The sequence below is a fragment of the Moorena sp. SIO4A5 genome, assembly GCF_010672005.1.
Lineage (GTDB): Bacteria > Cyanobacteriota > Cyanobacteriia > Cyanobacteriales > Coleofasciculaceae > Moorena.
The window spans coordinates 1-12,377 of record NZ_JAAHHZ010000162.1 but is presented as its reverse complement, the minus strand read 5'-3'; the positions used below and the strand labels follow the sequence as shown (position 1 = coordinate 12,377).

At 43.9% G+C, this 12,377-nt stretch carries 14 protein-coding genes and 2 pseudogenes; 9 read left to right on the top strand and 7 right to left on the bottom strand.

Translation table 11 applies throughout. The features are described 5' to 3' along the window. From F6K57_RS30135 to F6K57_RS30120, 4 genes and pseudogenes are all read right to left on the bottom strand, one after another. A pseudogene (locus F6K57_RS30135) lies at nt 1–431 on the bottom strand (hypothetical protein); the annotation flags it as partial. Beyond that, nucleotides 409–561: a hypothetical protein gene (locus F6K57_RS30130; RefSeq protein WP_158069700.1), complete on the bottom strand. Its 153-nt coding sequence runs from the start codon at nt 559–561 to the stop codon at nt 409–411. The pseudogene F6K57_RS30135 and the gene F6K57_RS30130, both read right to left, overlap by 23 nt. Before the next feature lie 55 nt (nt 562–616). After that, on the bottom strand, nt 617–1,243 hold the full coding sequence (locus F6K57_RS30125) for a restriction endonuclease subunit R (protein ID WP_293071881.1): 627 nt from the start codon (nt 1,241–1,243) through the stop codon (nt 617–619). A gap of 204 nt (nt 1,244–1,447) precedes the next feature. Beyond that, complete coding sequence (locus F6K57_RS30120; protein WP_293071880.1) at nt 1,448–2,443, bottom strand: AraC family transcriptional regulator; 996 nt, start codon at nt 2,441–2,443, stop codon at nt 1,448–1,450. 21 nt (nt 2,444–2,464) lie between these two features. Between F6K57_RS30120 and F6K57_RS30115 the strand changes: the two genes are divergently transcribed. Beyond that, nucleotides 2,465–2,662 (top strand): hypothetical protein, encoded by a 198-nt coding sequence (locus F6K57_RS30115; RefSeq protein WP_293039777.1) that lies wholly within the window; start codon nt 2,465–2,467, stop codon nt 2,660–2,662. Here F6K57_RS30115 and F6K57_RS30110 read toward each other — a convergent pair. Further along, complete coding sequence (locus F6K57_RS30110) at nt 2,659–2,784, bottom strand: hypothetical protein (protein WP_293071879.1); 126 nt, start codon at nt 2,782–2,784, stop codon at nt 2,659–2,661. The genes F6K57_RS30115 and F6K57_RS30110 overlap by 4 nt on opposite strands. A 183-nt stretch (nt 2,785–2,967) precedes the next feature. Between F6K57_RS30110 and F6K57_RS30105 the strand changes: the two genes are divergently transcribed. Beyond that, nucleotides 2,968–3,552, top strand: coding sequence for a cupin domain-containing protein (locus tag F6K57_RS30105; protein WP_293071878.1), 585 nt, complete (start codon nt 2,968–2,970; stop codon nt 3,550–3,552). A gap of 119 nt (nt 3,553–3,671) precedes the next feature. Beyond that, on the top strand, nt 3,672–4,553 hold the full coding sequence (locus F6K57_RS30100) for a MarC family protein (protein ID WP_293071877.1): 882 nt from the start codon (nt 3,672–3,674) through the stop codon (nt 4,551–4,553). Between the two features lie 67 nt (nt 4,554–4,620). Here the strand turns inward: F6K57_RS30100 and F6K57_RS30095 are convergent, their stop codons facing one another. Then, a complete protein-coding gene (locus tag F6K57_RS30095) occupies nt 4,621–5,316 on the bottom strand; it encodes a pentapeptide repeat-containing protein (protein ID WP_293071876.1) in 696 nt (231 codons plus the stop codon). A 967-nt stretch (nt 5,317–6,283) separates the two neighbouring features. On the opposite strand from F6K57_RS30095, the gene F6K57_RS30090 reads away from it, so the two are divergent. From F6K57_RS30090 to F6K57_RS30065, 6 genes and pseudogenes are all read left to right on the top strand, one after another. Beyond that, a complete protein-coding gene (locus F6K57_RS30090) occupies nt 6,284–6,457 on the top strand; it encodes a hypothetical protein (RefSeq protein WP_293071875.1) in 174 nt (57 codons plus the stop codon). 354 nt (nt 6,458–6,811) lie between these two features. Next, a complete protein-coding gene (gene amt, locus F6K57_RS30085; RefSeq protein ID WP_293071874.1) occupies nt 6,812–8,278 on the top strand; it encodes an ammonium transporter in 1,467 nt (488 codons plus the stop codon). 13 nt (nt 8,279–8,291) lie between these two features. Then, the gene (locus tag F6K57_RS30080) at nt 8,292–9,701 is read left to right on the top strand and encodes a serine/threonine-protein kinase (protein WP_293071873.1); all 1,410 of its coding nucleotides are present in this window, start codon (nt 8,292–8,294) and stop codon (nt 9,699–9,701) included. 118 nt (nt 9,702–9,819) lie between these two features. Continuing rightward, nucleotides 9,820–10,008 carry a hypothetical protein gene (locus tag F6K57_RS30075; protein ID WP_293071872.1) on the top strand — a complete coding sequence of 63 codons (189 nt, stop codon included), beginning with the start codon at nt 9,820–9,822 and terminating at the stop codon, nt 10,006–10,008. A 15-nt stretch (nt 10,009–10,023) separates the two neighbouring features. Then, nucleotides 10,024–10,728, top strand: a pseudogene (locus F6K57_RS30070) (serine/threonine-protein kinase); the annotation flags it as partial. Between the two features lie 445 nt (nt 10,729–11,173). Beyond that, nucleotides 11,174–11,311, top strand: coding sequence for a hypothetical protein (locus tag F6K57_RS30065; protein ID WP_293071871.1), 138 nt, complete (start codon nt 11,174–11,176; stop codon nt 11,309–11,311). A 16-nt stretch (nt 11,312–11,327) separates the two neighbouring features. On the opposite strand, the gene F6K57_RS30060 is transcribed toward F6K57_RS30065, so the two are convergent. Further along, complete coding sequence (locus tag F6K57_RS30060) at nt 11,328–11,723, bottom strand: hypothetical protein (protein WP_293071870.1); 396 nt, start codon at nt 11,721–11,723, stop codon at nt 11,328–11,330. Nucleotides 11,724–12,377: the final 654 nt, after the last annotated feature.

Genomic DNA, 12,377 nt, shown 5'->3' with positions numbered 1-12,377 from the left:
ACTGCCAAGGGTAGTAACCCCGGGGTTGTCAGTAACGGTTGTGGATCACATTCCCAAATCCGAATCACTCGGTAGTGGAAGGATAGGTTCGGCTCGGTAAATTGATTCACAAATACTCCCGCTAATCGGCTTGGTTTCAGAAAAATTATTACCTGCTCAATCTTACAGCGATACTGGCGATACAACCTCACCCAATAATCGAGCATCCGCAGGGGTAAGGGAGGTTCAGACTGGGGTAGGGTTTGAAATTCCAAATGCAAAATAGCATCAGCAACCCGCACAAAAAACAAGGCATCTGCCCGAATTGGTTCTGTACTTAATTCGGTGTTGAGAATTTCTATATCTTCTGGTGGTTCCTGGTTCCACAACCAACGGGTAAAGGCTTGGGGATATTGTTCCACCAAATATTTAAGGGTACTGTCGTAACTCATAACACATATAGTAAAGGGAGTAGGGAGTAGGGAGTAGGGAGTAGGGAGTAGGGAGCGGTGCGACCCCGCGCTTTTTCAAAGCTAAGCGTGAACGCGCACTCCCTGGGAATATGGCATCAAAAATTATCACAATTCCTACACGGATTGCTATTAAGTATTTTAATCTGCTGGTTACCCCTTCAGAACTAGATGTCTATGTGACTCAGTTTTTTAAGAATCCGAAGCACCTGATACAAATCATTTCCGGGATTGCGCAGTGAAAATTCAGCAGATGTGGCATATCTGGGCTTTTCACCGTTAACTAGTTTGATGAAAATGAAGGTACCACCAGTGGTAATCATGCCATAGCTTGGTTGATCTGGGTGGGGATTAGCTAACATGTAGGCCAGAAGTTGGGGTAGTCCAGCTTCTATGGAGAAGCTAGCCTGTTTGGATTCGATAATCGTCATCCAAAATTCGTTATGTAAGACTAGGGTATCAATGCTTCCTTTGACAATAATGCCGTGGTCATCAACAGAAATATCTACGGTTTTTTCGGCTTTGATGTGAAAGGGTTCTAGATAAAATTTTCCGATAAATATCAGGGGGGATAGGATGGCGAGATTAACGGTTTTTTCTAGTAAGGGTGGGTAATAGAGTAAATTAAAATAACCAGCTTTAACGTCATCTAATAATTGCTGTTGTAATTCGCTGATTTCTGGTAAGTTTTCTTGCCACTCGCGAAAGAATTGGTTATCGTTAACTAGCTGAAGATTGACTAGGTTTTTTAATTGCTTGAGGGTGACGTCTTTAGCTTGGATTGTTTCTACCATTGTTGTTAAGTTGTTGGTGGTGATCAAGGCATAAAAACGGAAAGTTACACGTTACAGGTTAGTTTAGATTTAAATTGATAGAGCAGGGAGCAGGGAGCAGGGAGCAGGGAGCAGGGATTAGGCAAGAGCCGAGAGTGAAACAATCCTGTGTACCTCATGAGTCCTAGAAACGCTATAACTGTTTAATTGGGTATACTAAAATACTTAACCAACAGTCCGCCGGAACTCGGCAGGGGTGTGCCCGGTCCAACGCTTGAAGGCTCTGCGGAATGCACGATCTTCTGAGTAACCTAGCAAACAAGATATCGCTTCGATACTGAGTCTGGGGTCACTCAGGAACTGTTGTGCGTTTGCTTGACGAGTTTCGTCTAACAGTTGCCGAACGGTGATACCATGGTCTTGGGTCAAGCGTTGCAAAGCACGAAGACTCATGTTCATCTGTCGTGCTAGGGCTTCTGCACCATATTCAGAACGTTCAGCATTGTGAGCGATCGCATTCCGGATCCTAGATAGTTCTGGAGAATCACTAGAACCTGCTAACCGTTCTCGCACCAGGTCTAGATGGCTCTGAATATAACGAAACAGATCCGGATCAGGCTGTTTGGTGGGTAGGTCTAGGGCTCCTTGACGAAATACAAGGGCATTGTGGGATTGTTGAAAGCATACTGGGCTACCAAAGAACTCTTCATAAACCTGGATTGGTCCGAAGGGCAGGTGAGTGAAGTCCGCGCGCACAAGGATATCATCTGCTCCTAAAATTTCCCGCATATAGCGCAACCCCAAAGCTAGTCCCACTTCAGCAGCGCAACCCCCATCTTCGGCATCCATGGGATGATGCATGTGTAAAATGCCCTCTGAGGAGGACTCAATCAGGGCGATTTGCAGTTGATCCGATAGCACAGACCGATAGCGCACTAAGTTCTGCAACGCTTCTCTGAGATTTTCAGCATATCTAGCTCCATAGGCTAGTGTTCCAAAGTATGAGAAGGGAGTAGCGCTGGCCATGTGGAGTGCGATCGCTTCCCCTGGGTAAGCCTTGGTCAGTAAGCGCCATACCGTTGGTACTAGGTGTTGAGACAGGTGGGCATCGGGATCGAGCAGATCGGTACGGGTTAGTCCTGTGGCGGCAGTGATCTGTTCCATGTCCACTCCCCGTGCCACTGCATAAGCTACGGTACTCGCCACCACGCTAGCTAGCATTTCGGGTTTGTGCAATCTGTCGTGAAATGTCCGATTTGGTGCGCCCATTGTCCTTATCACACCTCTGCTAAAGATGGCAATTTGGTTATAGAAAGCTCGTCAGCTTATGCGCTACGCGCACGCTACGCGAACAGCTATCAGCTCTCAGCCGTCAGCTTAAAACAAGCTATTCGGCTGACAAGTTCAACGGACTCAAAGCCAAAGACTATTAATTCCTAGCTTGGGCGTTCGCGTAGCGTGGCCGTTCGCGTAGCGTGGCCAAAAGGCCAAAAGGCCAGGGAACTGAGATGCAACGAATGCTTACCTCTTTCATTCAAAAGCTGTTCGCGCAGCGTGCGCATTAGCTGATAGCTGATAGCTGATAGCTGATAGCTGATAGCTAATAGCTGATAGCTTCAAAACCATTATAGTGCCCCATGAGCTGCATTATCGGTTTGCGATTTTTAAGGCATTTGATGACAGGGTTGCACCTTTAAATTTACTCAAGGAATTTTTCAGCAAAGCAAGATTAAAGGAGTAGAACAATGAGTGAATATAATGTAAACGATCGATTTGATGCCCAGGATCTCCTCAAGAAACCTGGTGAAGGAGAAAGGACAGCCACGGACATGATTATCATGGCTCGATCCAGAGACATGGGTGGTGATTTCTCAGTGATGCAGGGTGTGATCAATCCCGGTCACTTGCTGTCACCCCACAGCCATAAGTTTTGCGATCAACTGGTCTACGTGATATCGAGTGAACTTGTCTTCGAGATTGGGGGTGCAGATGGACTAAGGTTGACAGCTCCTGCGGGAAGCTATGTCCAAAAACCACGGGGCATTGTCCATGCTTTCTGGAACTCCACGGATACACCAGCTCATTACATCGAGCTGTCAGGTCAGGAAACCTTTGAGGGATTCGTTGACTCCTTGAAGCAGGGCGATCGCAAAGGTGTGGCAAACGCAGAGCGGGACTGGGGCATGGTTTTTGCTCTCGACGAAATTCCAAGGCTGATCAAGGATAACAACCTCACGGGCCTTGCCATGTCCGAGACTCCCGACCTACCCCATCTACCTAATCTTCCGGAACCAGTGGCAAAACTGTTTAGCAATATGAAGTTGCGCTAGAAAATCTTGTAGGGTGGGCAAAAACTGTTTGGTTCTTTTCAGTTTTGTAGATAAAATAACTTTGCCCACCCTACTTTAATTGGTATTTTTTTTCCTTGTAGGAATGGGGAGATGGAGAGATGGGTAGGTTGTTGAGAATTCTAGGGATAGCGATCGCATCGGCTTATTTTGCCTCGATGTTAGCACTTAACAGTGCCACAGCCACCATCCCTACACCGCCATCTCCCTCACTGGCAAGGGATTTTACTGGGCAAACAGCCATAATCTCAGCCCAAGCTCTGGAATCATCGAGCAATCAAATTGCCATACCCGTCAAGGCTGAGATTGATGCTAAAACTCAGGTTTTATTCGAGCAACTTTTTGAGGGATTTGGGGTATTAAATATCCTGATTATCTTTTTACTTACCGTCGGTCCGCTCAAGCTAATTGTACCTTTTGTGAAGCTGACAGCTAATGCGGATCCAGCCTTGCGTCGCCAGCTTGCTTTACGGGGGTTTGGCATATCTACCTTAGTTATTTTTGCGGTAGCACTACTTTGCCAAAATGTTCTGAAATCCTGGCAAATTGACCTCTCAGCAATGCTAATCGCAACAGGTATTATCCTTTTTTTAGTGGCTCTGCGAACAGTATTAGCCCAGTATAATCCCCCCACAACTAACGATAAATACCCTGTAAATCCTTCTCTGAAGTTAACGATTAATCCCTTAGTTTTTCCCAGTATTTTAACTCCCTATGGCATTGCTGTTGTGGTGACTATGAGCGCCATGTTCGGACGGATGGCAATTGCTCCGGGTTCTATGTTTTTGCTATTATTTGTGGTTATGGTACTCAACTTAGGAGTGATGTTGGTCGCCCATCCCCTTTTGAATCTCATCAAACCCGTGACTCTAAGAGTGCTTGGTTTTGTGTTTGGGGTGATGCAGGTGGCTCTGGGACTGGATATGATTTTGACTGGAGTGAAACTGGAAGCGATTGCACTGAAATTTTTACTGGGCTTGTAAGATTATTTCCACTTAATTACCCTATCTCGCTACATACTTACCAAACTCCCCTCTCTTTCCCTGTTCCCTATCCCAGACCAAGCTGTTGTCGCAACGCATCGGGCACATTCTCGGCTTTGTCCAAACCTCTAGCATTTGTCCACTTTGTATGTTGATTCCAAGAGATGCCTTCAAGGTTGGCACTAGTTAGATCTGCACCAGTCAAGTCCATACCATTAAGGTTTGCATCTGTGAGATCTGCACCACTGAGGTCCGCATGTTTGAGGTTTGTACCATTGAGCTTGGCATATCTGAAATCTGAACCAGTCAGGTTCGCACTAGTGAGGTCTGCACCAGTGAGATCCGCACCCATGAAGTTGGCACCACTGAGATCAGCATTCCTGAGATCAGCATTCCTGAGCTCAGTAATACTCAGGTTGGTTTTACTGAGGTTCGCTCTAATTAGCAATGCTTTACTAAGCTTGGCTGTATTAAGGTTAGCTCTCGCAAGATTGGCTTTAGTTAGATCAGCTCCCGTAAGATTAGCTCCAGTAAGTTCAGTGTCATTGAGAGTAGCTTGATGAAGTATAGCATTCGCCAGGTCAATGTCAGTCAAATCGGCTTTTGGGGCATCCAGCCCCCTCATCGAAACACCATAGTTGTTCAAAACCTCAAGGGCTTTTACTCTGGCATGACTAGTAGCTACTCCTGCTCCTGCGGCATTATCAACGATTTGCCATGCCTCATAGATTATCCTTTGTCTGCGCTCTAGACCTTCAAGCATGTAAAGAGACGCTCCAAATAAAAGAGCGAAACCTTCAAGATTGTCCACTTTACAGACGAACGATAGTTGCTTTTCCAAACATTCCCAGAGTGAGTCTTGAGGTGAGCAAACTTGTTCGGTTTCAGTTGTTTTTGATTCGAAAAACTTTTTAGTTATTCTTTGCTCCAATACACTTAATATCACTAGAAATAAGTAAGCAATAATGAAGGAAAGCACTACACGAAGCCAGATATTGCTTAGACACTTTTCGCTTTTGGGAACCACTACACGAAGCCAGAGATTCCTTAGACCCTTGTTTAATAAGCCAATCACCTGTATCCTTATTTACTAAAAGTCCTTATCTTATTTGCAGTATATAGCAGGTCTTAATGGAGAGAGGTAATTTCGTCCTAGGTTTTAGGGAGTAGGGAGTAGGGAGTAGGTAAATAACGTTGCCAAAGGGCATTGCCACCATCAGCAACTGCCGTGGTTTCCCATGAGCAACAGGTGCGACCCTAGGCCGGGGAACCCGGCCTAGGAGGCGCGCACCTATAAGGGATAGGACTTACGAAGTTTAGTTGGTTTTGCCCCCCTGCCCCCCAATTCTGGGGGGTAATGATGTCAAAGTCCCCCAGAATTGGGGGACCAACGGGGGCACTTGCGTAAGTCCTGAGGGAGTGAGATTGGCTTTAGCAATTCTGCTTCATTTGAATTTGTCAATACATGAATGCGTATTGCTATAATATGCTATAATAAAAATATTATCCCCCCCTGCGCCCCCGCTCCATAATTTGGTGGAAGCGCATTGCAGATGTTACCCCCTTCTAGGTTAGGGGATGGGTACCTTGGGTGGGATTCTGTAGCTGCTACTGTAAACATCAGAATCCCTGGGAATTTGTCCTAGTCAAAAAGGGATAAGTCCTGAAGAGCACCGAGAGCAGGTCAACGTTGAATAAAAAATCAACTATATATAGAATTTATCGTACTTATGAGGGACAGTCAGTGTCTTGATGCAGTCGGCCAAAGGGTGAAACCCTCAGCACAGAGCTGCATCTCTACTCCCTGTTACGAAGTCTCTGCTCCGATTAACCCACCACAAAAGCACCTCAAGCAATTGAGAAATGCTATAAGTGACATACTCCCAAGGCACCTGATGATTTAGAGATGATTTTAAGTGAACTTATTTTGTCCTAAGCTAAGCTGATCTAGCTGAAGCAGTATCTTAGACCCTAGGGTAATACCAAACAGCCACAAAAGATGGTTGTTATGGTCTAATTATATATTTAACTCAGGTCAAACCCATCTAAATTCTAGAAGCCTTACTCAGAACCAATGCAGCGCTTTAATCAGGGGGTTTCCACCAGTCGCTACTGCATCAAGACAAATATTTTATTTAAAAATTAATCAGTAAAAATTAATCAGCAAAACTACCTATCCTATGAATCTCATATCCAGTAGGCATTTCAAAATAAGATGCGTCTACCCTGGTATATCACTAGCTATGATGGTCGTGCTGGTGTGGAGTCATAGCGCAGTGGCTCAAGACACTGCCCCAATAGACGATGAACTGACGGACGTCCTGGATATTATCTGGTTAGTGATAGCAGGCTCTTTGGTATTTTTTATGAATGCGGGATTCTGCTTATTGGAAACCGGTTTTTGTCGCAAGCAAAATGCGATCAACATTTTGGCAAAGAACCTAGTGGTGTTCAGTATCGCCACCGTAGCCTTCTGGCTTTGCGGAGCGGGATTGATGTTTGGTGGTAACAATCCCTGGATCGGGACTGAAGGGTTCTTTTTTAGTGGCCAGGACATTTTTAACCCCGGTGGTTCTGACTCTCTGGCTATGAGGGAAGCCAAGTTTTTCTTTCAATTAGTATTTGCTGGCACCGCAGCAACCATTGTTTCTGGAGCAGTGGCCGAGCGCATGAGATTTTTGAGCTTTCTACTCTTCAGTTTCTTCCTAGTGGGATTGTTGTATCCCATCACCGGACATTGGGCGTGGTCGGAGTCTGGATGGCTGAACCAGATCAGTCTCGGAGGGTCTGGGAACTTGGCATTTTGGGATTTTGCCGGTTCAACGGTAGTCCACACCGTGGGAGGAGCTGCTGGCTTGATGGGAACCATCGCCCTGGGGGCAAGGGCTGATAAATATCGTAAAATTAAGCCAGCAGAGTTATCTCGACTTAACCCACGGGAAAAAACTAAGTTTAATAAGAAAATTGAACCCTTAAACGGGCATAATATCACCCTTGCCACCTTGGGATGCCTGATTCTCTGGCTCGGTTGGTTTGGGTTTAATGCTGGCTCTACCTTAGAGGCCACTTCCCCCGCCATTCCTCACATTGTTTTAACGACTACTTTAGCAGCGGCAGCCGGTGCAATTGGCTCGATTATCTTTTGCTTTGTCAGATACAGTAAACCCAATCTTGCCTTTATCATCAATGGCATTGTGGGGGGATTAGTTAGCATCACTGCACCCTGCGCTTACGTTAATTTATTAGACGCAGTAGTGATTGGGGCTGTCGGCGGAGGAATTTTTGTGCCCCTTGTTACTGAGCTATTAGATTGGTGGGAAATTGATGACCCAGTTGGAGCTATTCCGGTTCACTTTGGTTGTGGATTATGGGGAACCCTGGCGGTGGGATTGTTTAGTATCGGACCAGACAGTGGTTTGGGCTGGGCTTACGCTATTGGAAAGGGTCCTGCTCAAGGCTTCTTGCGGGGAGGCAATCCCAGTCAACTGATAGTCCAAGGATTAGGTGCTGCCACTGTTATTATTTTCATATTACTCTCCAGTAGAGCTAGTTTTTATCTACTTGCTCACGTCATGCCTGGTGGGATCAAAGTATCTGAACAGGAAGAAAGGGAGGGTTTGGACAAATTCACCTTTGAAGACAAAGTCCAAGATAGTTACCAAGACCAAATCGATAGGTTACGTAAACAACTAGAGGATTTGGAAAAAATTAGTAACAACAATTAAATAAAAACACCCCATGAGCTTAGTACCAGGATTTTCTCTGAAAAACGGCGACTATACCATCCAACGTGAATTAGGAAGGGGGGGCTTTGGAACAGCTTACCAAGCCACTCTTAAGTTACCCGATGGTCAGGAAGAGATTGTTGCCATAAAAATTGGAAACGATGAATTAAGCGATAATGAACGAAGCCAAAGAGAAGAAAAATTTAAAGATGAAGCGAAGCGACTCAACCAATTTAACCATAACCATATTGTTAAATTCATAGAGTACTTCTATGAACCAACAATAAACCGTCCTTGCCTGGTAATGGAATATATTGAGGGAGAGACCCTACAAAAACTCACTAAACTAGGGAATGGAATTCCAGAAGAACAAGCTATCAAATATATTCTGCAAGTTGCCGATGCTTTGGTAGCAATGCATCAGGTTAATTTGATTCATAGAGATGTCAAGCCTGGTAATATTATAGCAAGAAATCGAAACGAAGCAGTCCTTATTGATTTTGGGATTGCCCGGGAATTTGTTACCGACCGGACAATAGAGCTAACGCGACAATGGTCGGAACGTTATGCTCCACCGGAGCAACAACTACGCCGCTTTAGAGCAGGTCCACAAGTTGATATCTATGCCTTATCCGCCACCTTCTATTTTTTGTTAACCGGACGCGAACCAGTTAATACCAGAGACAGGGAAGATGAAGTCAACATATATAAACCAGACCCTCAAAAACAAGATGCAGAAAACTTCGTCAGTAACGAAAATTTGAGAAGAGCCATTCTCCAAGGGATGGAATTAAATCCAGGTAAACGACCTCAGTCAATCTTAGAGTGGCTAAAATTACTAGAGCCTTCACAAGAAAGGAATCGAACTGAGATTTCACCAAGGAATATAACTGATATTTCAAGATGGGTGATTGGAGTTATATTCGTTTTGCTGCTATTAGCTGCTGTTGTCATTCCATTGATACATAATCCATCTAATTCAGATAATCCATCTAATTCAGATAATCCATCTAATTCAGATAATCCATCTAATTCAGATAATCCCACAAGTACCAGTGATGAATGGACGAAACTTGAAGACAAAGGTTTATCGGCAATTTATAAACTCAAACAAAACAAAGATGTAGACAACTTCAAAGAAGTCCTCAAGCTATTTGAGCAAAATAAAAACAACTATCAAGGAGAAAAAGAATTTGAAGAACTGTTTAGTGAACTAACCCGTAGATATTCTCAAGACGTATTAGCTCTAAGCGGAGAACCAGGAGTTCGTAAGGGGATTGAAAAGCTGGAGGAAATTCAGCAAAGGCTGGATGATAACTTCGACATCGAAAGTCTGCCGGAAGATGATAAAATTGCTCAGGAATACAAAGATGTTACCGCTCTTATAAAGAGGATGAGAAATTCTCTTAATAGTAACAATTAGCTTGAACTACAAATGTATAAATCATATCAAATAAAAGACTATCGTAAAGTTAGAGTCCGCTAATCATCTACTAAGTTATAAGATTCGCTAAAGCAATGAATTCAATTAAAATAACCCAATGATAAAGTTACAACCAGGAGATTCTCTGAAAGACGGCGACTATACCATCCAACGTGAATTAGGAAAGGGAGGCTTTGGAACGACTTACCAAGCCACTCGTCACTTACCCGATGGTCAGGAAGAGATTGTTGCCATAAAAATTGGAAGAGAAGAACTACCCAATAATCAACGAAGCCAAAGAGAATAAAAATTTAAAGATGAAGCGAAGCGACTCAACCAATTTAACCATAACCATATTGTTAAATTCATAGAGTACTTCTATGAACCAACAATAAAACGTCCTTGCATCGTGATGGACTATATCGAAGGAGAGAACCTACACAGACTCACTCAACCAGGGAATGGAATTCCAGAGGAACAAGCCATCAAATATATTCAGCAAGTTGGCGATGCATTGGCAGCAATGCATAAGGTTAAGTTGATTCATAGAGATGTCAAGCCTAGTAATATTATGGTAAGACATGGAAGCGACGAAGCAATCCTCATTGATTTTGGGATCTCCCGGGAATTTGTTCCTGACCGGACAATAGAGCTAACAAAACAATGGTCCGAAGATTATGCTCCACCCGAGCAACAACTACGCCGGTTTAGAGCAGGCCCACCCCTTGATATCTATGCCTTATCCGCTACCTTATATTTCTTGTTAACCGGACGCCAACCAGTTAGTAGCAGAGACCGGGAATATGAACTAAAAAGATATAAAAGAGACCCTCAAAAACAAGATGTGGAAAACTTCGTCACCAACAAAACATTGAGAAGAGCCATTCTCCAAGGTATGGAATTAGAGCAAAAGCGAAGACCTCAGTCAATCTCAGATTGGCTAAAATTACTAGAGTCTCCAGCAATAATAAGTCCAACTGGTAGGTTTAGACGTATTGTTGGATATATATTGAGTCTGAGGGGGTGACATGCAAGCTAAAATCCTTACTGGGTAGTACGTTCAGCCGATCTGTTACAAAAAGATACATGCTGTTTTGGCCTGACCTTGAACGTAGTTATAAGGGTTTGAGCTTCCATAAAATCATTCGTAGGGTCAATTGGCCAGTTTATCTTTGCTAAGAGAACTGGCATCAAAGCCTTATCTACTAAGCTTTTCAGGGCTCATGTCACCCCCTCAGATATTGAGTTTGAGTATTGAAGCTCAAGTGAAAGTTTTATTGACAATTTATAAACTTATAAAAGACAGAGATTTATACAGCTTATAAAAAGCTATCAATCTATTTGAGCAAAATCAAAACAACTATCAAGGAAACAAAGAATTTGAAGAGCTATTTAGTGAACTAACCCGTAGATATGCTCAAGATGTATTAGCTCTAAGCGGAGAGCCAGGAGTTCGTAAGGGAATTGAAAAGTTGGAGGAAATTCAGCAAAGGCTAGATCAGAACTTCGACATCGAAAATCTGCCTGAAGATGATATCATCGCTCAGGAATATAAAGATGTTAGTGCTCTTATAGACCAGATGAGAAATTCCCTTAAGGAGAACAATTAGGATTTTTATGTATTCTTTAAATAAGAGCCAGAGCAATCATCCCCAATAAAGCCAAAGCTGATACAATTGTAGAAGCACCTTTCTCATCCCTAGATAAATCCTCCTGTTCTTCAATTGGTTCCTTAATCGTTTCCCAGCACGCTTCTCTAATCGTCCCACTCCACTCACTGCCCATTTCTGAAAACCAAAACACATTAGGATCACCTATAAATGGCTGACGGTTAATGGTTTGCTCTTCACGGTTTACGGAGATTGGGTAACGGTTAATGGTTGAGCCTTGACGGTTAATGGTTGGCCTTTGACGATTGGTTAATGGGTGACGGTTATGGTAGTATTCGGACTGATAGCGGTAAGTCTGAGAAATAATTTGTTTCGGCTGATCACCAGTAACGGTATCCTTTTTCTGTGACATCGATTAACACCCGATTATAAAGGTTACAAGGTAAGCATTCAGCGTGCTAATAGCTGATTTCTAGGCGTTGCTGATTATGGGTATGGTTTTGCCCCCCTAACCCCCCAATTTTGGGGGGAACAAAACTCTCAAAGTCCCCCGAGCGAGCAATCCCTCGCTCGGGGGATTTAGGGGGCTTGACCAAAACCAGATGATCCCGCATTCATTCCTTAATTCAGCAACGCCGATTTCTAAGTATCTATAGACTTATCGGGCGAACTACCAAGGATTATGCAGAAAATTTTCAATACCAGTAAGCGGTCAGTGGTCAGTGGTCAGTAGTCAGTAGTCAGTGGTCAGTGGTCAGTGGTCAGCTTATTTTATTCAAAAGCACCTCAAAGTGGCACAGGCTTCCAGCCTGTGACCTAACCTCAGCTTATTTTATTCAAAAGCACTGTGGCACAGGCTTCCAGCCTGTGACCTAACCTCAGCTTATTTTATTCAAAAGCACCTCAAAGTGGCACAGGCTTCCAGCCTGTGACCTAACCTCAGCTTATTTTATTCAAAAGCACCTCAAAGTGGCACAGGCTTCCAGCCTGTGACCTAACCTCAGCTTATTTTATTCAAAAGCACTGTGGCACAGGCTTCCAGCCTGTGACCTAACCTCAGCTTATT